The 21,005-nt window shown below is 65.7% G+C and carries 12 protein-coding genes and 4 pseudogenes; 10 read left to right on the top strand and 6 right to left on the bottom strand.

The window, feature by feature from the left end:
* Positions 1–499: 499 nt before the first annotated feature.
* The gene (locus M2163_RS03880; protein WP_280854481.1) at positions 500–1,306 is read right to left on the bottom strand and encodes a hypothetical protein; all 807 of its coding nucleotides are present in this window, start codon (positions 1,304–1,306) and stop codon (positions 500–502) included.
* A 1,561-nt stretch (positions 1,307–2,867) separates the two neighbouring features.
* Here M2163_RS03880 and M2163_RS03875 point away from each other — a divergent pair.
* The 7 genes and pseudogenes from M2163_RS03875 to M2163_RS03845 all read left to right on the top strand — a co-directional run.
* A pseudogene (locus M2163_RS03875) lies at positions 2,868–3,362 on the top strand (IS110 family transposase); the annotation flags it as partial.
* A 195-nt stretch (positions 3,363–3,557) separates the two neighbouring features.
* A pseudogene (locus tag M2163_RS03870) lies at positions 3,558–4,162 on the top strand (IS5/IS1182 family transposase); the annotation flags it as partial.
* Between the two features lie 40 nt (positions 4,163–4,202).
* The gene (locus M2163_RS03865) at positions 4,203–4,670 is read left to right on the top strand and encodes a hypothetical protein (RefSeq protein WP_280854482.1); all 468 of its coding nucleotides are present in this window, start codon (positions 4,203–4,205) and stop codon (positions 4,668–4,670) included.
* Positions 4,671–4,757: 87 nt separating this feature from the next.
* Positions 4,758–5,529, top strand: a pseudogene (locus M2163_RS03860) (IS5 family transposase); the annotation flags it as partial.
* A gap of 1,112 nt (positions 5,530–6,641) precedes the next feature.
* On the top strand, positions 6,642–7,757 hold the full coding sequence (locus M2163_RS03855; protein WP_280854483.1) for a bifunctional DNA primase/polymerase: 1,116 nt from the start codon (positions 6,642–6,644) through the stop codon (positions 7,755–7,757).
* Complete coding sequence (locus M2163_RS03850) at positions 7,754–9,274, top strand: phage/plasmid primase, P4 family (RefSeq protein WP_280854484.1); 1,521 nt, start codon at positions 7,754–7,756, stop codon at positions 9,272–9,274. Before M2163_RS03855 ends, M2163_RS03850 begins: the two co-directional genes overlap by 4 nt.
* Positions 9,271–9,672, top strand: a complete 402-nt coding sequence (locus M2163_RS03845) for a DUF6009 family protein (RefSeq protein WP_020124411.1) — start codon at positions 9,271–9,273, stop codon at positions 9,670–9,672. The genes M2163_RS03850 and M2163_RS03845 overlap by 4 nt, the downstream gene beginning before the upstream one ends.
* Before the next feature lie 1,190 nt (positions 9,673–10,862).
* Here M2163_RS03845 and M2163_RS03840 read toward each other — a convergent pair.
* Positions 10,863–12,122, bottom strand: a complete 1,260-nt coding sequence (locus M2163_RS03840) for an MFS transporter (protein ID WP_280855124.1) — start codon at positions 12,120–12,122, stop codon at positions 10,863–10,865.
* Between the two features lie 194 nt (positions 12,123–12,316).
* Complete coding sequence (locus tag M2163_RS03835; protein ID WP_280854485.1) at positions 12,317–12,958, bottom strand: TetR/AcrR family transcriptional regulator; 642 nt, start codon at positions 12,956–12,958, stop codon at positions 12,317–12,319.
* Between the two features lie 94 nt (positions 12,959–13,052).
* Here M2163_RS03835 and M2163_RS03830 point away from each other — a divergent pair, with 94 nt between their 5' ends.
* The gene (locus tag M2163_RS03830) at positions 13,053–16,133 is read left to right on the top strand and encodes a glycoside hydrolase family 38 C-terminal domain-containing protein (protein ID WP_280854486.1); all 3,081 of its coding nucleotides are present in this window, start codon (positions 13,053–13,055) and stop codon (positions 16,131–16,133) included.
* A gap of 213 nt (positions 16,134–16,346) precedes the next feature.
* Here M2163_RS03830 and M2163_RS03825 read toward each other — a convergent pair whose 3' ends face one another.
* Positions 16,347–17,501 (bottom strand): lipase family protein, encoded by a 1,155-nt coding sequence (locus M2163_RS03825; RefSeq protein WP_280893096.1) that lies wholly within the window; start codon positions 17,499–17,501, stop codon positions 16,347–16,349.
* Between the two features lie 197 nt (positions 17,502–17,698).
* Complete coding sequence (locus M2163_RS03820; protein WP_280854488.1) at positions 17,699–18,496, bottom strand: SDR family oxidoreductase; 798 nt, start codon at positions 18,494–18,496, stop codon at positions 17,699–17,701.
* Positions 18,497–18,605: 109 nt separating this feature from the next.
* Here M2163_RS03820 and M2163_RS03815 point away from each other — a divergent pair, with 109 nt between their 5' ends.
* Both M2163_RS03815 and M2163_RS03810 read left to right on the top strand, forming a co-directional pair.
* A complete protein-coding gene (locus tag M2163_RS03815) occupies positions 18,606–19,547 on the top strand; it encodes an AraC family transcriptional regulator (RefSeq protein ID WP_280854489.1) in 942 nt (313 codons plus the stop codon).
* A 257-nt stretch (positions 19,548–19,804) separates the two neighbouring features.
* Positions 19,805–20,062, top strand: a pseudogene (locus M2163_RS03810) (transposase); the annotation flags it as partial.
* Between the two features lie 106 nt (positions 20,063–20,168).
* On the opposite strand, the gene M2163_RS03805 reads toward M2163_RS03810, so the two are convergent.
* Positions 20,169–20,903, bottom strand: coding sequence for an SDR family oxidoreductase (locus M2163_RS03805; RefSeq protein WP_280854490.1), 735 nt, complete (start codon positions 20,901–20,903; stop codon positions 20,169–20,171).
* Positions 20,904–21,005: the final 102 nt, after the last annotated feature.

The following is a 21,005-nucleotide window of genomic DNA, read 5'->3' as shown; positions in this document are numbered from 1 at the left end:
GCCGGCTCCGGCCCTTCGTCTCAACGAACCGAGTCGACCTGTCTCACCCAACTCAGTCCACATAGGTCACCGCCGTGCAGATCCCCAACTTCATTGGGACAGGACAGGTTGCATCGTTCGCTATCCGTGCGCGCCGTGAAGTGGCCGGAGCTGATTACGACGTAATCAGTCGCGCTCACCCTGACCCATCGTCATCGCCCCCCATGCGAGAGCGCCGAGGCTGTCTCCCGCCCCACAAGTTGCTTCGGCCGACTGTCCGACGGCTGTCTGCCTCAGCAGAGACGAGCGATGCTGTCATGCGAGCTCCCCAGAGGGGAGATACAAGCAACGACGTGGCTCCGATGACACTGACACTTCGTCAACGGCGGCAGCTTGATCGACCACAGCAGATCCGTCGGTGGGAATCCGTTGGCTGACGCGGGTCCTTACGCCCAGAGAGGCGACAAGCACCACCGAGCAGATGTGCTTTGAACCACCAGCAAAGAGCATCCGAGGCCTCTCAAGCCTCGGTGACAATCGCTGCAGCAGCCTCCACAGCCGCCTGGGCGGCTTCGCTCAACCGACGTGCGCTCTGTGCAACCGGACCCGTCTTCAAGAGTTCCCGCACTACGGCCTTGATGTAGATGCTCAAGCTGACGAATTGCGTGGGCGTCTCACAGTGGGGGAGTACCGCCTCGACTTGGTCGAGCCAGAATTCAACGTCATCGTCGTCATCCAGCTCTGCGCGATAGTCCAGGAGTCGGCGCGCCACTGGTGCCAGAAGGTCATGGCGGCGAGCGGCTAGTTCCTCGGCTCGCCGGTCGGCGGCCGCCTTGCTGGCCGCCTGCCGCTCCGCGAGCATCACCGCCTCGGGCGTCCTTCGCACCGGCAGGCTCGGATCCGCAGGGTTGACCAACGCCGCGGCTCGCAACCGCATCGCCTTGTTGTAGGCCGCACTGGACGCATTCACTGCCAGCGCTGGAGCCAATTCAGCCCACTCAACCCCTGCTGCTCGGGCATCCTCGATTGCTCTGGATTGCCGCACATCTGCCTGCTCCCGCAGGTACTCCCACAGACGGACCCGTTCCAGTGCGGAGTCTCGCCGCGCATCGATGTTCCTCAGTGCTGCGGCGTGTGTTTCCAGATACAGCAAAGCTCCGTACAACTCATCATCGGCTGGCATGCGATGGATGTCGCTGTCTTCTGCGCTTTCATGATGCTGCCGCAGCCGTCCGACAACGGCAACGGTATCGATGGAGCCAATACGGACAGGCGTCTTGACCAGGGGTTTTGTGGGCGCGGGGGAGCGTCGGGCTGAGCGAGGCATACATCGCAGTCTGCCTTATCGCGGTGGATTCACAGAATGTGAATCCACGTCAGCGGGAGCCTTCCAAGTCGGAGGAGGGGGTTCTTCGCAGCGGACTGTGCCGAACGGCGCAGCCTCTAGTAGGGGTGACTGATCGTCAGCACGTCGCCTGCGTCAGGCAACGTCCTGGCTTGCTCGTCGGCAAGACCTCGTTCCACCTGCTGACCGCGTTTTCCTGACCGGCTCAGACCAGCGTGCTCTGAGGCATGGGGCCGCGGGCTCACCGGGTGGCACGATTGGTTCGTCGCCCGTCGCGGACGCGACTCCAGCCACGCCTGGCCCGGGCAGGGCCTCCAGACATCGTTCGCCTTCACTGAGATGGGACATCTCAGCTCTCGGAGCGAGAGCGAAGAGCTTCGGCCGGATAGGACCACTTCGTCCAAGCGCAAACGCTGGGGCAGCGGCCTCTGGTGATTACGGCGTAATCACCAGAGGCCGTATAGACAGCGACACGCTGACTGGACGGCTGTACCGGCTGAGGTTGATCAGGTGGGCTGCACGCGCAGTCGGCGTACGCGAACGTAATGCGCGGGGCTCATCAGCGTGCAGCGGGTAGGTGTGACCGGACGTAGTAGAGACCAAGGAGAAGCTGTGGCTCCCTACTCCGTCGCTGACGGAACCGTTGCGGGCGGGAGTCCGCAAGTCTCGGCGCTCTCCACGAAAGATCTCCCAGAGAGAAGAGTCAGGCCGGGCGACGGCGCAAGCTTGATGTCCTGGCGGGGGAGAACTGTGTAATGGCCCCAGAGCAACAGGCACGGCACTCTGTCGCGTTCACGACAGCACCGGCAGAGTCACCGTTTGAATGCTTCCGTCCACGCCAGGGCGGCCCTCGAACTCCGCGGTCTCGGAATCAGCGGCTCGAGTGACCAGGCGGCCGATGATCTGCCGTCCGTGCACCGTGCCTCGTAGAGAAAACAGGACCTGGTTCAGGGCGGCGTACTCTCGCCCTCCGCGACTTCACCCTTTAGTCCCATAGCCAGCAACTCGGCTTCTTCCAGGAGCTTGGCCTGCGGAGGGGGCTCGCACTCCTGATCCAGCTGGAAGCCGCCTGCACCGCCACCGACCAGATTGCCGGGGCGGTCGAAGACGCTTTCCCCCTTACCACCCGGACGCTGAAATCATCATCAGCTTCCCCGGCCTCGGCATCCATCTCTGCGCCCAGATACTCGCCTATCGAAGACGGCCGCACCAAGTGCACCGACGCCTGCAGTGTGAAGGCATATGCCGATGCCTCACCCATCACCAGGGCATCCGGCAGAGAATCGAGCATCACACGACGCTGGGTGAAGAACGACCGGCTCAACCACGCAGCCACCTCGGGGCCTTCGCCTCCATCAGGGCCTCACCCGGCGCCAAAACCCACTACCAACGCCGCCGCAACGATCACGGAGACTGGCACGCACCCACCCAGAGGGACCTCTTCACCCTCATACTCGGCCAGCTCTATCCACCTGCCCGATCTGCCCATGCGGCGGATCGCGGCTCTCTAAGGGCAACTCGCAGCAGTCCGCGGTGATCGCATACGCTGCAGCTGGCCGACGAGATCACCACCGAGCTGACCATGGGCGCGCTTCGACTAGCTCCTCGCGGAGGGGGCCACCCGCACCCCCAACCGGGTACGCCTGCTCAAAACGTTCCACCCCGGCCTTGAGCGCGTCCTGGGCCCACGCCGGGACGCCCAGCGGGGGCGTGGCTGCTGGAGCGCTACGAATCTCCGGCCGCCCTGCAAAAGCCGGTCGCCGCAAGCTGGTTGAGGCGATCCGGCACGGGGCTTGGCGCGTGGCCGCCGTGAGCTGGTCAAAGAGGTCTTCGACCCGCTCGAAGAGGAGACCGTCGTCGTCACGACGTCGTGATCCCGTCGCTGGTCCGTTCGCTCGTCGCCGTCCATGAACGGCGACGAGCCCTGGAGACACAGGTCGGACAACTGCTGGAAGCTCACCCTCTTCAGGCGGTCCTGACCTTGATGCCGGAGGTCGCGGTCAGGAGCACCTCAGTTCTGCCGCTCTCCGTCGGCGAGGTCGCCCCGGACGTCTCGCTCCTCAACGCCGCAATGGACCGCACCCTGGCGGCGGTCATGGCGGCCTGAGGGGGCCCTCAAGCCGCACGGACCTCGGTCGGCTGCTCCTCCATCGGCCCCCCGAACCCGTCTACCTGGTTGACCTCGTGGTGTCGTACTGCTCCCGCCAGTCTTCGGCCCGGCGTGGCCCGGGTCTACCGATGCTTTGTGCAGTGGAGCCATGCCGGCGTTTGGGCCAGGCTGCGCTACGTCATCCTCGACGAACTCGGCGGGCTCTGCGGGCTCGGTGAGCTGGACTGGTCCCGATGTGGCATCGGCTCGGTAATCAGGGCCCCAAAAGAGGGCTACTGGCGGGACCAAATCCAACCGTTCGCTGCCAGCCCGGATCGAAGACTCATTTGATCACCGACCGAAGCGGACTGCCCCTGTCCCAGGGCATCTCCGCAGCCAACGTGGACGACAGTCAGGGTCTGGTTCCGCTGGTACGGAGGGCATGCCGCCAATCCGGTCCCGCCTGCGTCCGCGTCGCAGGCGACCAGAAACGCCATAGCGACAAGGGCTACGCTACAACCATCTTCGCCGATGGCTCCACAGTCGCGGCATACACCACCGCATCGCCCACAAAGGCTTCAAACCCTCATAGCGGCTCGGCCGCCACAGATGGGTGGTCGAGCGAACGGTGTCCTGGCAGGCTGTCGCCGTCTGCATCGCCGCTAGGAGCGCAAGCCCGTGCACTCCTGGCCCTGGTGGGCATCGCTGCCCTCCTCATCGGCCAACGGCGCCTCACAGGGAGCCAATAACCTACTGGTCAGAGGCACTCGCCTCGGTCAGGATCCGCGCATGGACGAACCAGCCACCATCGCCTGGAAGTACGTGGCGAACCTCATCAGCGTGGAAGACCTGCCCATGTTGGCGGCCCACCTACTGACTGTCGGCCAGGACTCTCCTTCACTGCGCGACCTGGCCGGCCGTTCCCGACACGAGCACCCAGCAGACCTCCGCCAGCTCTTCGGGCACACCATGGAAGAACTCGGGATCCAGATCCCGGACTACGAGACCGCTGAACGTCGCTTCCTGCATCACATGGCGACAGAACTGTCCTCCGGTGCCCTGTCACCGAAGATCGCCGCACACCGAGTCTGGCAGGGGATCGAGGCGTTGACAGATCCTGAGCGGGAGTTCGTGGCGGCCGTGGGTCTGGAGTACCACCTCGACTTCATGTCCCCCGACGAGGTCCGGGCCTGGGAGAAAGCTGTACGCCTCACCGCAAAGAACCTGGCCGGAACGGCCTCCTCAGACCCGCAGTGACCCCAAACCACGCCCACCACTTGTACTGGGTCTAGCAGAAGCGGTTCGGTGATGTGGGTGTCTGCTTGATCGGTCGTTGGTGTGGGCATGGGGAAGCGTCAGTCGCGGCCGTGGATGGTGTCGGATGAACTGTGGTCGGTGATCGAGTCGTTGCTGTCCGAGCCGTCGGCGAGGCAGGTGGAGGGGCGGCCGCGAGTCCCGGACCGGCAGGCATTGTGCGGCATCCTCTTCGTCCTGCACACCGGCATCCAGTGGGAGTATCTGCCTCAGGAGCTGGGCTTCGGCTCGGGAATGACGTCCTGGCGGCGTCTTGCGGCGTGGAACGAGGCGGGTGTGTGGGACCAGCTGCATCAGCTTCTGCTGAACGCGTTGCGGTCGAAGAACCAGCTGGACTGGTCCCGGGCGGTGATCGACTCTTCCCACGTCCGGGCCGCCCGCCGGGGCCCAAAAGCGGACCCAGCCCGGTCGACCGCGCACGCCCGGGCAGCAAACACCACATCATCACCGACGGCCAGGGCATCCCGCTCGCGGTGTCGCTGACCGGCGGCAACCGCAACGACGTCACCCAACTGCTGCCGCTGCTGGACAAGATCCCGCCCGTGGCCGGCGTCGTCGGACGGCCGCGCAGGCGGCCCGACATGCTCTTCGCCGACCGCGGCTACGACCACGACAAGTACCGCCGACTGCTTCGGCAGCGCGGCATCCGGCCCGCGATCGCCGAACGCGGCCAGCCGCACAGCACCGGCCTGGGCACCTTCCGCTGGGCCGTCGAGACACCACCACCCAGCTGCACAGCATCCGCCGCCCGCGCATCCACCGGCAACGACGCGACGACATCCACGAAGCCTTCCTCGCACTCGCCGTCTGCCCAATCAACCACCGCCTCCTCCAGAGGCTTTGTCGGGGCCAGTTAGACCCAGCCAACGACCGCGTCATCGTCCTACTGGACAGAACTCGGAACCGACGGTCGGTCACCGGTTGGGACCGCGGCGGCACCCAGGGCTGACGGCATCTCGCCCAGGCGCGGCCGAGTCTGCGGATCGAGGCTCCTTGGCGACTCGGCGAGGTTCAAGAGACTCGTTCGGCAAAGACGAGCATCCGGCCGACAAAGCTGTAGCCAGCGAGTGGGGGCGTACATCCCGTGAGGCCATCGAGTCAGCGACTGAAGCAACCCTGGGTGAAAACGACCCGGGGGTGAAGGGAGCTTGGAGGGAATGCCTAGACCAGCTGAGCCGCGCCCACAGGTCAACCTCCTTCTTGCAGGACCGCGAGGCAGATAACGGAGCGCGTCAACAGGAACTCCGGGCAGCCGGGGGAGGGGGTAGGCCGGCGGACGCCCCGTCGGTCTCTCTGAGCCCGTTCGAGCACATGGAGAGGGTCTTCGGAAAAGCCCCAACGCACCTCCTGTTGGCTTCTTTCGGTCGCTTCGGTCGCTGTCAGGAAAAAACGCCTAGCCAGGGGGGCGGGGGATGCGGGCCCTCCGGTAGCTGGGCGGCGTTTGGGAACCTCCATCCTTCGGTCGCTTCAGTCGCTTCGATCGCTGGCTGGTGGCGAGTAGCGACTGAACGGGCAGCGACCCTCAAATCGCTGAGTCGCTGTTCGTGCAGCGGGGCAAAACCGCAGGTCAGAACGGGTCAAGCACAGGGAGAGCGACTGAAGCGACCCAGGCTTTGCATATAGGAGAAATCTTTAGTGTGCGTGTAGGCGTCATAGACTCCATCCTTCAGTCGCTTCAGTCGCTTTTGGATCAGCTAAGTAGCTTTGAGCTGCTGTTTTCCTCTGCAGAGGTGCTCAGCGACCGAACATGCTCCAGTCGCTGAGCCGCTACCTTAGTAGCTGCCAGAAGGACCGGTCGGTCTCATTTTCGACACGGAGTCAACGATGTTCCGCATGTACTGCACAGTCTCGCCGGTCTCATTCGCTACTCTGTGTTCGTCGTTGAGTCGCTTCGGTCGCTGGGAGGGAACGAGCATGGCTTCTGATCTGCAGCTTTTTCAAAGCGACTCAGTAGAGCCCGTGCCCCCTGCCCGTCCAGTAGCTGCGTCTCTGAACACTGCCCGGTGGTGCGCTCGCCGTGGCTGGCCCGTGCATCCCCTTGCTCCTGGCCGCAAGACACCCGTTGCGAACTGCGCCGACTGCCGAGGCGGCTCCCACCCACCGGACAGTTGTCCTTGTGTGCTCACGGGCGGCTGGTGTCATAGTTTTCACGCCGCCACCCTCAACCAGTCCCGCATCGAGGCTTGGTGGGGCCAGAACCCTGGTCTGGGAGTCGGCGTCTCCTGCGGCTCTGCTGGTTTGGTCGTCATCGACATTGACGCCCACGAGGTTGAGACCCCGCCCCGGGACCGGATCCTGCCAGGCATCCCTATCGGTGACCAGATCGATCTCACTGGTCTGGCCAACGGCTTCCATACCCTTGCCGTGCTGGCCGCCCTCCGCAACCAGCAGAGCCCCGCCGATGATGCGAGCACCTTGCGCGTGCGCACCCCTTCCGGCGGGCTTCACGTGTGGTACCGGGCCACGGGCCACCGCCGGTGGTTGTCTTCGGTCGGCTCCAGCCCAGCCCGGGCCCTGGCCTGGCAAGTAGATATCCGCGCTCAAGGCAGCTACATCGTTGCTCCCGGGACCACAACCAAGCAGGGCACCTATACCCCCGTGGGCGAGCCGCGAGAGCCGGCAGCCCTTCCTCTCTGGCTGGCTCAGGAACTCGCCCGTACCGGGCATCTGCCTGCCCCTACAATCCCTGCTCCTCGCCCCGTACCGCCGCGGGCCCAGCAGGCTGTGCTTGCCGCTAGCGGTGGATCAGACCGGGCTCAACGAGTCCTCAACGCAGTGCTCGCACCCGTTGAAGCCTGCGGCCAAGTTCACGAAGGGGCGGGATTCTCCGACGTCCTTAACCGTGCTGCCTTCACCCTCGGGGGCCTTATCGCAGCCGGGCGCCTCTCCCAGGAACAGGCGGAGCAGGCGCTCAAAGACACTGCGATCGCTGCGCGTCCCGGTCAGCAGTCGCGGATCGAACAGATCATTCGAAGTGGTCTTGCCGCAGGTCTCACTAAGCCTCTGGACACCTTGGGGAGGCGCCCATGACCTCTCCAGGACACGAGACGCTCTTTGAGTTCGATGCCGAAGCCGTCGCTACTCAGATCCGAAACCAGACTGCCACCGTGCCGTTGCCTTCCCAGGCCGCGACTGAAAGGCCGACTGGCGAGGCAACGGCACGGGGACTGTTGCCCGATACCCTGACGGACCGCGGCAATGCGAAACTCTTTGTGAAGCTTTACGCCAATGACTACCGTCATGTACCCAAGATCGGTTGGTACCGGTGGGACACCACTCGATGGCAGATCGACGAGGATGACTCCGTGGTGTGGGCTGCTGGCGACCTCGCCGAGAACATCGCCACCCACGACCCCCGTGGCTTGTTCACCACGACTGCGCTGCAGCAGCACCGCCGACGCGCCCTGTCCACCGCAGGCATGAACGCCATGTTGTCGCAGGCCCGTTCCGCCCCGGGGATGGTTCTCAAGCCCGATCGTCTCGACGCCGACCCCTATGCCCTGTGCACTCCGCAGGGGATTGTCGACCTCCGTACAGGACTGCTCACTGCTCCCGACCCGAACAAGGACTTTCACTCCCGTTCAACTTCCGTCGGCCCTCGGCAGATGCCGACTCCCAGGTGGATGCGTTTCCTCACTGACACCTTTGGTGACGACGCTGAAGGCCGGGAGATGATCAGCTACCTGCAGCTGCTGTTGGGGTACTCCATCACAGGAGATGTGGGCGCCCAGATCCTTCCCTTCCTCTGGGGTGAAGGAAAAAACGGTAAGTCAGTTCTCCTCGATGCCATCATGAAGTTGCTCGGTGACTACGCGGACGCCGCCCCACCGGGCTTCCTGATGGCCAAGCCCTTCGAAGGCCATCCCACCGACCTTGCGGAACTGCATGGCCGACGCGTCTACGTCTGCTCGGAAATCAAGCCGGGCGACAGGTTCGATGAAGCCCGCGTGAAACATCTGACCGGTGGCGACCGCATCAAGGCCCGCCGCATGAGGCAGGACCCTTTCAGTTTCCAGCCGACCCACAAGCTCTGGCTGCTGGGCAATCACAAGCCTGAAGTAGGCACGGGCGGGTTCGCCTTCTGGCGGCGTATGCGCTTGATCCCCTTTGAGCGTGTTGTGTCCGACGATCGCAAGATCGACAATCTGGCTGATCTTCTCGTCATCGAGGAAGGCCCCGGTATCCTGGCCTGGCTCATCGACGGCGCCCGCCGCTACCTTGGCGGGGATCGTGATCTGACCGGTCCTGAGCGTGTACGCATCGCCACGACTGCATATGCCGAAACCGAAGACCATACAGGTCGCTTCTACGAGGAGTGCTGTCAGTTGGGGCCCGATCTCAGAGCCGAACAGACGGCGCTCTACGCGGCTTACAAGATCTGGTGTCAGAATGAAGGTGCGCAGTTCATCTCTTCGCGCGCGTTCGCCTCCCGTACCCGTGAGCTGGTCGGGCTGGCCTCGCCCAAAGAGATGATCCTGTCCAACCAGCGCAAGTACTACCCGGGCATCGGACTGCTCACCGACGAGGAGAGGGGCACTGACGCATGAGCTCCCTGATCAGCGCGGACGAGATCAGCCACGAGACGGAATTCGTGTGGCTGGAGGACATCGACCAGCTCGACTACGTGCGGCAGAGTCTGGATCGCCTGCCCACGCGTAAGGGCAAGCCTCCGTACCACCGTGACGGGCGGATGGTGGGCTATGCCATCCTGGGGCCGGCTGCCAAGCCCTCACGGGCTTCTGGCACATTCCGGCGCCGTGTCTTCTGGCTGCTGCCCCATGATCGGGACAGTGAGCCTGACGGGCTCTACGCGCGCAGCGCTCCTGCGGAAGCTATCGACCCTCGTACCCTCCAGCCCTGCGTGAAGGGCTACAAGACGGAACGGTCGGAAGGTGGCCCGCCCTCCCGCGCCATGCAGGAGCTGGGCATAAAGCTGCCCCTCTAGAAGGCCGCGCCTGGTGCCCGCGCGGATGAGCGTTCCGCGCGGGCGGGATTGCCCCGGACAGGGTCTTTGGGTTCAGCAGCTTCCTGCTTCGACCCAGGAGAGTAGATCGTGAGCATGAGGCTTGCTGGGGGAGCGGGGAGTGATGAGTGGGCCATCCCTCAGTCGGCGCCCCAGGTGGCGGCGCCGATTGTGTCCGACCCGGCCGACGTTGTCCGTCTGCTGCCAGGGCCCGCCGTGGGAGTGTCCGGGGGCATGATCTGTTGGTTTGCCGGCTGGGGCCCCTCTTGACGGGCCCCAGCAACGTGCTGGGCACAGGCGATGGTGGAATCGTCCGCGACGCCACCCCTGGTCGCCTTCCGTCTCCACCTGGGACGGCAGTGCGGTGAAGACCCTCTTCCAGATGCCGTCGGCGACCTACCTTCGCACCGGTTGCGGACGTCTTTCCACGCGCCGAATCCTGCGGCAGATCCATGTGCGGGCAGCCTGAGAGGTACCGGAAGGCGACTGTGTCGATCACCTGACGGTGATCTCGTCACCGCCCGCGCCGCTTGGGCGCCCGATCGAGTAACAGTGGCTCGATCCGTGCTCATTGGGCGTCAGACAACGGCACACACAGATCAACAGTGCGACGATCCGAGGGAAACGCCGTGGCGGCGGGGCGGGCTTGGGGTGAGCCCCATCGTGGCGAGGACGATCTGCGGGACTGTCCGCTCGCTCTGATGCGTCGCGTTCCCGTGCCCGTGCGCTGCTCCAACGAGTAACCTTGGAGTGGGTCCGGCCATTGGGACTCGCGGAGACGTGAAGGGTGTTCACACGCCCAAAGGCAGTAGGCCGCCTGCGCAAGCAGGCGGCCTACTGCCCATTCGTAGGGACTACGTGCGCTGCCAGTGCGAGCGCGTTTCAGCAGGTCAGCGCATTTCTTCGGTAATCTGCTCGTGCGCTGTCTGGCCTCACTGGGCCCGTCCGACATGCCTGTATCGCCGTGATCAGCTGGAACTTGGGACTGTGCAGACTCGCCGCGCTGTCGGCAGAAGCACTACGGATGCAGGCGACGTGCGTCATCAGGTGTTCCGGCCGTTTCATGTCGGATCGCAGCGTCGGCATTTCTGAGAGAAGGTCGTGCTGGACCTGGAGGAGAACTTTTCCACTGCCAGGGAGTCCGGATCCTCGGACTGCGAAGTGACCGCTTCTCAGCGGACCTTCCGTACACGCGTGACGCTGAAGGCGCCGAGGAGCCCGAACACGGCTCCTCCCAGAAACAGGCCTGGGTAACCGAATGCGCCGATGATGCCAGGGGCCGCGATGGGAATGATCGACTGGGGCAGGGACTGGGCGAGGTTGGCGACGCCCAGGTCCTTGCCGGCGGTTTCCTCGTCGGGCAGGACGTCCGCGAGAAGGGCGAGTTCGACGGCGAAGAAGGCGCCCGTTCCCGCGCCCAGGATGACTTGCCCGAGCAGCAGCATGGGTATCGACGTGGACAGTGCGATGAGGGCGAGGCCGGCGGTCGCTATCAGGGATGCGATGATGACGAACGGCTTGCGGCGACCGACCTTGTCGGAGAGCCAGCCGAGCACCGGGGTGACGAGGAGAAGGCCTACCGCGTTGGCGAGTACGGCCTGGAAGACCTTGGTCGGCGCTTCGGCGTCACTCACGTCGAAGTTCTCTATGAGGAAGTACGTGAGATAGCTGGTGGCGGTGAACTGCGTGGTGTTGAGGAAGAATCGCGTCAGCCAGGCCCAACCGAGGTCGGGGTACCGGCGCGGGTTGAACACGAAGGAGCCGAACAGGGCCTTCATGTCGAAGCGCTCGGCCGGGCGTTCGGTCCGGGTTCGGTCCTTGATCGGAGCGACCGCACCAAGCATGAGCACGAGTCCGAAGAGGCTGGGAACGAGGACTTGCAGGGTCCCGATCGGGAAAAGCTGCACCAGGAACGTCGCGCCGACCCCGCCGACGTTCTGAGCGAGGCTGATGAAGGAGGCGACGCGACCGCGACGATGAGGTTCGACCTGATCAGGCAGCATCGCTATCAGGGCAGCGAGGGCAAAGTTCAGCCCGATCTGCGCGAGGCTCCAGCCGACCAACACGAACAGGACGTTCGGCGCGTACGCGATGACAGCGACGCCTGCGTAGCTAATGAGGGCCCCGGCGAGGATCCATGGCTTGCGCATCCCGTGCCGGCTCATGGTCCGGTCGGACAGCCGTCCGGCAAGCGGGTTGGTGACGAACGAGAAGAAGGCGCCTACCCCCAGGACGAGCCCGAGGTTGGCCGCCGAGTCGGCGCGGTCGAGTTCGCGCAGCCGAAGGGCGATGGTGATCGCCAGGGGCGGTACGAGTGCGATTGCCCAGCCGAGCAGTGCGAGGGGTATCGCGACGGCGGGGTACTTGGACCGCGGTCCTGCGGTGTCTTGCTGGGGGATGGGCGCTACCGAGGGTCTTCCACCGGTGCCCACAGTGACAGGTGTGCTGCTTGATTCGTCCACATCAAGGTCCTCTGAACTGAGGTAGACGCGGCGGGTGCGTCAACTTGGGCGAACCGTAACATCGAATTGTTCCGAGTGGAACTTTTTCGTCATGGGGTGTTCGAAGCCTCTTCCTGGCCTGCCTGAAGTGCTGCCCGGTCTCGTTCGGCGGCAGTCGGCGGCGGTCAGACGTGACCGGGAACCGCAGTGGTGTCCGGCTCCAGCAGGTGTTCCAGCAGGGCCATACCGGCGGACATGTCCGCTTCGGCGTCGAGCAGTGCCTGTGTGGACAGGCCGTCCATCGCCGCCACCAGCAGCGATGCCGCGGTGTCGAGGGGGATGTCGCTGCGCAGGGTCCCGCGGTCTCGGTGGAACTGGAGGATGAGCCGAGCCTCCGCGCGGATGGACCGGTAGCGGTCGCGGAAGAACTCGCGCGAGCGGCCGTAACCCGGTTCGAGCGCGCGTGCCACCATGCTGTGCCGCAGAGCCATGAGGCCGGGGGTCTTGAGCACGTAGTTGGCGGCGAGCGCGGCAAACCCGGGTTCTAAACCGCTGTCGTGAGCCGCGGCCAGTGCCTGCCGGTCCTTCTCTCGCAGAACCTCGAGAAAGAGATCCTCGCGGGTCTCGAAATAGCGCCGCAGTGCGGCATGGCTCACACCGATGGCTTCACCGATCGCGCGCAATGACGTGCCCTCGAACCCGAGGTCGGCGAAGACGTCGACGGTGCGGTCGAGGATCTGCTGGCGGCGGAGAACCCCCTTCGGGTAGCGCCCCCTCGACCCGGTACCTGACAGCGGAGATGCCTTTATCCCGTCTTCGGTGGTCATTTTGGGCGGCCCTTCCATCGCTTGGTGTGCAGCGGTCCCAACCCTAGCGAAACTAAAAGTTCCAGGTGGAGCTTTTTGGTGTTAGCGTGCGGACATGTTTGACGACGACTCCCAGGCGCAGCTCCGCATCGGCAATGTGGTCAGCTCCCGGATAGCCCCGCACCTTTTCCGACGGACCACGCCGCTGACGGTGACGGCGTGGGAGGTCCCCGACGAGCCCGTTCCCTTCTCGGAAGCCGTCACCCAATCCTTCGAGCCGTTCTCGGTCGGGCAACGGTGGAGCAAACCCTGGGGTACGACGTGGTTCCACGTCACGGGGGAGGTGCCCGAGGGGTGGGGACGCGACGGCACGACCGTGCAGATGCTGGTGGATCTGGGATTCAGCGGTCTGCTTCCGGCATTCCAGGCCGAAGGCACGGTGTACCGCCCCGACGGCACCATCGTGAAGGGCATCGAGCCCTTCAACCACGCGATCGACGTCGACCCGGGCCAGACCACGGAGATCGACTTCTATGTCGAGGCCGCATCCAATCCCAACCTTCTCGAGCACTTCTTCGTGACGACCCTGGCCTCGGCGGCCGGGGGAGCACCGCTGCCCTCGGGTTTCGCAGCGCCCACCAGGTCCCACACGGTTCACCTGGGCGACAAAGCCACAGCGGGCACTGACCCGATCTACACGCTGCGCAATCTGGCCCTGGTCGAACGCGATTTCGCCGTGGACTCGTTGCTCCACGACGTCTCCGTACTCATGGGGCTCATGGGCCAGCTCGACCCTGCCTCCCCGCGCCGCGCGGCGATCCGCCACGCCCTCGAGCGGATGTGTGACGTCCTCGACCCCGATGACGTGGTCAACACGACCGCAGCGGCAGCGGCCGAACTGAGCGAGGTTCTGTCCTCACCCGCCCACTCAAGTGCGCACTCGATCGTGGCCGTGGGGCACGCGCATCTGGACTCGGCCTGGCTCTGGCCGACCCGGGAGACGGTCCGCAAGGCGGCACGCACGTTCTCCAACGTGCTGACCCTGATGGACGCCGACCCCGACTTCGTCTTCGCCGCCACCAGCGCCCAGCAGTTCGCCTGGGTGAAGCAGTTCTACCCGGAACTGTTCGAGCGGATCAGGGCCCGGGTCCATGAAGGCCGTTTCATCCCCGTGGGCGGTATGTGGGTCGAGAGCGACACCAACATGCCGGGAGGCGAAGCCCTCGTACGGCAGTTCCTGCTCGGACAGAACTTCTTCCTCCGCGAGTTCGGCGTGCTGTCCCGCGAGGCATGGCTTCCGGACTCGTTCGGTTTCACCGCGGCGTTGCCGCAGATCGCGCGCGGGGCCGGCACCGACAGCTTCCTTACGCAGAAGCTCTCGTGGAACGACACCAACCGGATGCCGCACCACACCTTCCTGTGGGAGGGACTCGACGGCACCCGCATCTTCACCCACTTCCCGCCGAACGACACCTACGGCTCCGACCTGGGCGCCGGCGACCTGGCGAAGGCACAGAAGCAGTACGCCGAACGGGGAGCCTCGAACACGTCCCTCACCCTCTTCGGCTGGTCCGACGGCGGCGGCGGCCCCACGCCGGCGATGCTGGCCGCCGCCCACCGCAACCGCAACCTCGAAGGCGCCCCTCGCGTCACGCTCGGCTCCCCGACGCGCTTCTTCGACGAGGCCAAGGAGACGCTGGCCGAGCCTGCCGTGTGGTACGGCGAGATGTACCTCGAGGGACACCGTGGCACCTACACGAGCCAGGCCAAGACAAAGCAGGGAAACCGGCGCAGCGAGCATCTTCTGCGCGAGGCCGAACTGTGGAGCGCGACCGCAGCGGTCCGCGGGCTGATCGACTATCCGTACGACGAACTCGAGTCGATCTGGCAGACGGTCCTGTTGCAGCAGTTCCACGACATCCTCCCCGGATCGGCCATCGCCTGGGTGCACGACGAGGCTGAGGAGCTTTACCAGGAGGTAGCGGCCCGCCTGGAAGTCCTCATCGAAACAGCCCAGCGCGCCCTTGCCGGCCACGGCACCGAGCGAGTCGTCTTCAACGCCGCCCCGGTGACAGCTGGGAGCAGCCCTGCCCTGGGCGCCGTGATCGCCGACTCGTCATCGAAGGACTCCGCGGTCGTGCCCGTCCGCACCGACTCCGGGTACACGCTGCAGAACGGTCATGTCACTGTGCGTTTCACCGCGGAAGGGCTCTTGATCTCGTACGTCGACCGCAGAACGGGCCGGGAACTCATCGCCCCGGACCAGGCGGCCTCCGTCCTGCAGATCTTCCGCGACATCCCCAACATGTTCGAGGCATGGGACATCGACCGCGCTTACCAGCGTTCGATGACCGAGCTGCGGACCCCGGACTCCGTGGAGATCACCGAACACACTCTCGAAGTGAGTCACACGTACGGCAAGTCGTCGATCGTCCAGCGGTATCGACTGGCCGAGAACGACAGCGAGCTGCAGATCGAGACAGTGGTCGACTGGCACGAACAGGAGAAGCTCCTCAAGCTCGCCTTCCCGCTGGACCTGCGCGCCGACGAGGCGGCCTCGGAGATTCAGTTCGGCCACGTCCGGCGTCCCACGTTCGTCAACACCTCCTGGGACCATGCGCGGTTCGAGACGGTCGCACACCGGTGGGTGCATGTGGCGGAGGGCGACTTCGGTGCCGTGGTCGCCAACACCTCCACCTACGGCCACGACATCACCCGCACGGTCCGGGAGGATGGCGGGACCACCACGCTGGTGCGCGAGTCGCTGCTCCGAGCACCGAAATACCCCGACCCGGAAGCCGATCAAGGCGTCCATGTGCTGCGTACCGTCCTCGGAGCCGCTGAGGGCGTCATCGACGCGGCGTCCACCGGGTACCGGACGAATCTGCCGACGCGAGTCCTGCCCCAGGCCGGCCAGGGTGTTGAGCCTGTGGTGACCGTTACCGCGGCTTCCGTCTTCGTGGAAGCGATCAAGCTCGCCGAAGACCGTTCCGGCGACCTCATCATCCGTCTGTATGAAGCGGGCGGAGCACGCGCCCGGGCGGTCATCCAGCCGAACGTCGACTTCACGACGGCTTGGCTGACCGACCTGCTCGAACGCGACGCGGACCGGCAGACGTGGCAGTCCCAGGAGACCATTGAGCTGGATCTGCGGCCCTTTGAGATCGCGACGCTGCGCATCGGACGAGCCCGGTAGAGGCAGGATGTGCCGCCCGCTTTCCGATCGGGGACTTGCCGCAGCTGGGCACGTCCATGTTGTCGAGGCGTCACGGGCTCTTCCTGACGGAGACGAAGGCCGATTCGGCCGGGAATGCCCTTCCAACGCCGTCGATGCGGACCGATGGATTCGCGGGCGGCACCCGTGTGGTGCCGCGCGAGCGATGTGCCGCTGACACCGTCGCATGCGTGCTCATCTCGGCAAGTCGCCGTGTGGCGGTTCCGAAAGGTGTCGGTTCAGGAACGCCACGGCGCCGGCGACACCGTACGTCTGCTCACTCCCATGCGTCTGTCCCTCGTGTTCGACGAGTACGACATGGGCGCCCCCCGCGCGATAGTGCGACGCCAGTTCTCGTGCCGCTCCGACCGGGAGGAGTTCGTCGGCCGTGCCGTGGTACATGTACACAGGCGCTGTCGGCGTGCCTCCGAAGCCGACCGGACTGGAGCCGCGAGCGAAGCGATGGAACGAACCCTCCGTGACAGATCCCGGCCAGGCTTCGAACTGTTCCAACCTCACGCCGTGCGGCCCGGATGCGACGGCGTCGCCGGCGCATCCGTGAGCGACCGCATCCATGTATCCCCGCGCCGACGCGTTCAGGTACCGGTCGACGTGAGCCTGCGGGTATGCGTTCCTCAACGCGGCGAGCCCGAACGGCATCCAGCTGGAGAAGACCTGACCGCTTGTGGCTTTCAAGGCCGCGTTGAGGTCGGCGGGAACGCCACCCTCGACGATGCCGCTGATCTTGAGTTCAGGGGCGTAGCGAGACTGCTTCTGAGCGGCCGAGGCCGTGGCGAAGCCACCCCCGGAGTAGCCCCACAAGCCGATCGGTGCCCGGCGGTCAACAGAGGCGGGGCGGAACGCGCGGGCCGCGCGGATGCCGTCGAGGACACCGTGGGCGGCCGCGGCTGCGCCGAGAAACTCCGACCTGGGGCCCTCATAGTCAGGAACCATGACCGACCAGCCGCGTCGTACGGCGTCCGCGACCTGTCCACGGTCAAAAGCGGCCTGCCCGATGGTGGTGTCGGAAATCAGTGAGCCCGCCCGCAGCGTGTACGACGGGGCGCAGAATGTGGCCAGTCCGTCCGCGGGCGGCTGGTAGGAAACCAACGGCCTCGGTCCGGCCCCCGCCCAGGGAGCCATCGGAATCAGCAGCGTGCCGGCCGTGGCGGTCGCCCGTCCGGCGTTGTCACGGGTCTTGTACAGCAGTTGCCACACCTGGGCCGGTGCCGGTTCCGCCAGCGCGTCGGCGGGCAGGTGGCGCGACCGCAGCACAGTGCCGTCCGGCTTTTCCTGCAAATGCGCTGGTACGGCGTAGAACGGATCACTATCCGGACGAGACACGCCCACCGGGGGAGACGACGATGACGTGTGAGCGCTCGCCAAGGCGGTGGGCCCGATCGGTACCGCGGTGAGCACCGCCCCCGCCACCGCTACGACCGCATAGCGCCAACGTCGTCGTAAACGTGCCACCATTCCTCTTCACTCCCAACGTAATCAGTCGGACGACCGACGGTGAAACCGTGGGCATCATTGAGCACGTGCTGTCAACGCAGGCGGGTCGCCGTGAGTCCGCCGTCCACGTCGAGCGTCGCCCCGTGGACGAACGCCGCCTCGTCGGAGGCGAGGTAACGCACGGCGTAAGCGATGTCGATGGGGCGCACGGGGACTCCGGCGGGAGTCGCCTTCGCCATCTCCGTGAGCACGGCCGCGCTCGCCGCCGTACCCGTCGTCGCCGTCGCCCCCGGCGCCACCGTGTTCACCCGGACGCCGCGCGGCCCGTACTCCGCCGCCCATGCCCGCGTCAGCTGCTCCACGGCAGCCTTCGTCGCCGGATATAGCGCCTTGAACGGGACACCTACGCGTGCCATCCAGGAGCCGATGTTCACGATCACTCCCGATCCTCGTTCGGCCATACGAGGTGCCAGGCTTGCGACGAGAACGTGCGGGGCACGGATGTTGGTGGCCCACAAGGCGTGCATCTCGTCATCGGTGACGTCGGCGGTGAGGAAACCTGGGTATACGCCTGCGTTGTTGACGAGGATGTCGATTCGGCCCCCGAGTACGTCCTGAGCCTGCTCCGCGAAGGCGCGGATGGTGGTGGGGTCGGCCTCCAGATCGGCGGTCAGTGCGTGAGCCCGGCCGCCGGCCTGGAGGATCGCGTCCGCGACAGCCTGCGCCCGGTCTGCGTTGCGCCCACTGATGACGGTGTCAACGCCGGAGGAGGCGAGGACCCGGGCAATGGCCTCGCCGATCCCTCCTGACGAGCCAGTCACCAACGCAGTGCGACCAGCAAGCGTGGTGTCGGCCGGGAGGGAGGCGAGGAGCTCTTCGTTGGTTGGCATACCTTGATCTTCGGACCGCGGACCGTGCCGGATCTTGCCTGAGACTCTCATCGCCTTGCTCGATCCCGCCGCACGTCGGGGCCTGGACGTATGCGGTTGACTATGGCGTATGGACGAATCGACGAGTGGGCGGCTCGACCAGGTAGCCGACGTCATCCTCCGCAGAGCCGACAACCATGCGCTCGCCGGCAGGCTGGGGTTCCGGCTCAGTCGCGTCACCGCTGCCACTGGGCTCGGCTATCAGCGTTACAGCCCCTCTCTGTCCGTCGTAGCCGCCGGACGCAAGCGCACCATCATCGGCGACGACGATCGCGCCTGGGGGCGTGAGCGGTTCATCATCACCCCTGTCGATCTTCCCGTGGTGGCAGCCGTGGTCGAGGCCGAAGAGGAACGCGGTTTTCTGGCCGCGAGGTGGCAACTCTCCCCGATCCTGGTCGCGGAAGTCGCAGCGGCGATGCCCGGCAACGGCCAGCCGCCCGCTGGCATGGATCGGCTCGGCACATGGACACAGCCGCTCGCTGACGCGTTTGCCCGGCTCATCTCACTCCTCGACGAACCCGAACACATGGCTTTCCTGGGGCCGTTGGTGGCGCGCGAGGTCATTGTGCGCCTGCTGCAGACGGACCAGGCGCCCAGAGTCCTGGCGGCGGTGGCCGACAGCGATGCCGTGGTGCCCCGGGCCGTGGCCCTGCTCACCGATCGACTGGATGAGCCGTGGACGGTCGACGCGCTCGCCGCCGAGGTGCGCACCAGTCAGCCGACGCTCTTCAGGCGGTTCAAGGATGCGACGTCCATGACGCCCATGCAGTACCTGAAGCGGCTGCGTCTCGGAGAAGCCCGCCACCGGATGGTCGTCTTCGGGGATTCCGCGGCGCAGGCCGCATCGGCCGTCGGGTACCGGAGCGCCTCTCATTTCTCCCGCGACTACCGCCACCTTTACGGTGAGACGCCTGCCGCTGACGCTGTGCGCACCCGTCTGCAGCTTCGGACGTGGCAAGAGGGGCGCCTGCCGGCTGCCGGCCTCGACGGCCTCACCCTGGGGGGCACATGACGATCTTCCCCACGTGCTGCGAGCGAGTTCCTCCTGCGCCTAGCCATGACCTCGTCCTGCGCTGGCAGTGCGAGGGCACCTGGGCCAGGATCGTCATCCGGCTTCAGGCTGAGGCCGACGCAAAGGGCCTGATCACCTGGGTGTGAACGTTGAGTCCACGGTCTGCCGGGCTCACCGGTACGCCGCCGGAGCGTCGAAGAAGGGGATCTGCAGCGGAGCCGCCCGGTGGCATCGCCGTCGAGCCGGCCTGTCACGGTCTCGGATGCTCGCGGGGTGCGCTGACCACCAAGATCCAGCTGGCGGTCGAGCAGGGGCAGTAGCCCTTGTCCGTCGTGATCACAGCCAGCGGGGCGACCCGCCACAGTTCGAACCGGTCTTGGAAACGATCCGGGTCCCGAGGCTGGGGCTCGGCAGGCCGCGCAAGCGCCCGGACCGGGTCCGGGCCCGAAAAGGCGTATGACTCCCGCAGCAATCGCTCCTACCTGCGCAGGCGCGGGATCAGGGCCACCGTCCCGGTACCGCCGTCGCTACTCGTCATGACGAACTCGCCGTCCGTTTCGAAGCGAGGATGCTGGTTGCAGCCATCAACGAGTGGCTATGGCCAGCACTTTCACACCAGCCCTAGATCTGTGCGCTGCCGCCGTCGACGGCGAGTTCGGAGCCGTTGAGGTAGCTGGAGGCGTCAGAGGCGAGGAAGACGGCTGCTGCGGCGATCTCCTCGGGCTCGGCCAGGCGGCCGAGGGGGATCACAGCACCGGTGGCGACGCGTTCGTCGGCCGCGATCAGGTCGGCCAGGCCCTGAGTGCGGGTGCCGCCGGGCGAGAGCATGTTGATGCGGTATCCGCCTGCCCCGGCGCCGTGGGCGAATCCGCGCACCAGGTTGCGGAGCGCGGCCTTGGTCGCCCCGTAGACGGGCAGGGTGGGCTGCGGTCGGGTGGCGGCCGAGGATCCGGTGAAGATGATCGACGCTCCCGAAGACAGCAGCGGCAGCGCCTTCTGCAAGGTGAACAGTGGGCCCTTGACGTTGGTGGTGAGCATGGCGTCGACCTGTTCCTCGGTGATCTCCCCGAGCGGGGCGACGATCCCGATCCCGGCGTTGGCGACCAGGACATCGATGTGGCCGGCCTGGTCGGCGACCGTCGTGTAGAGGCGGTCGAGATCCTCGAGCTGGTCCACGTCGCAGTGGATCCCAGTCACCTGGGGACCGAGTTCGGCCTCGACCTCGTCGAGCTGTGCCTGGCGGCGACCGGTGACGAACACCCGCGCGCCCTCGGCTCGGTACGCCCGTGCGATCGCCCGGCCGATGCCCGCATTTCCGCCGGTCACGACCGCGACCTTGTCCTTCAGAACGTTCATGGTTGCTCTTCCCTAATTTTTGTCTGCCTGGTCAATAAAACAGTTTTTGACCAGACGGGCAATAACTGGGTCAGAGGTGTGACCGACGCCATAGGTGGGGGA

The organism is Streptomyces sp. SAI-135, from assembly GCF_029893805.1.
Classification (GTDB): Bacteria; Actinomycetota; Actinomycetes; order Streptomycetales; family Streptomycetaceae; genus Streptomyces.
The sequence above is the reverse complement of the archived record's forward strand: the minus strand, read 5'-3'. Positions and strand labels throughout refer to the sequence as shown.

Bases quoted from the DNA above. Each gene is read 5' to 3' on its own strand.
- M2163_RS03850 (WP_280854484.1), top strand. From the start codon at position 7,754: ATGACCTCTCCAGGACACGAGACGCTCTTTGAGTTCGATGCCGAAGCC.
- M2163_RS03865 (WP_280854482.1), top strand. From the start codon at position 4,203: ATGGACGAACCAGCCACCATCGCCTGGAAGTACGTGGCGAACCTCATC.
- M2163_RS03880 (WP_280854481.1), bottom strand. From the start codon at position 1,306: ATGCCTCGCTCAGCCCGACGCTCCCCCGCGCCCACAAAACCCCTGGTC.
- M2163_RS03820 (WP_280854488.1), bottom strand. From the start codon at position 18,496: ATGCCAACCAACGAAGAGCTCCTCGCCTCCCTCCCGGCCGACACCACG.
- M2163_RS03805 (WP_280854490.1), bottom strand. From the start codon at position 20,903: ATGAACGTTCTGAAGGACAAGGTCGCGGTCGTGACCGGCGGAAATGCG.
- M2163_RS03830 (WP_280854486.1), top strand. From the start codon at position 13,053: ATGTTTGACGACGACTCCCAGGCGCAGCTCCGCATCGGCAATGTGGTC.
- M2163_RS03855 (WP_280854483.1), top strand. From the start codon at position 6,642: ATGGCTTCTGATCTGCAGCTTTTTCAAAGCGACTCAGTAGAGCCCGTG.
- M2163_RS03845 (WP_020124411.1), top strand. From the start codon at position 9,271: ATGAGCTCCCTGATCAGCGCGGACGAGATCAGCCACGAGACGGAATTC.
- M2163_RS03815 (WP_280854489.1), top strand. From the start codon at position 18,606: ATGGACGAATCGACGAGTGGGCGGCTCGACCAGGTAGCCGACGTCATC.
- M2163_RS03835 (WP_280854485.1), bottom strand. From the start codon at position 12,958: ATGACCACCGAAGACGGGATAAAGGCATCTCCGCTGTCAGGTACCGGG.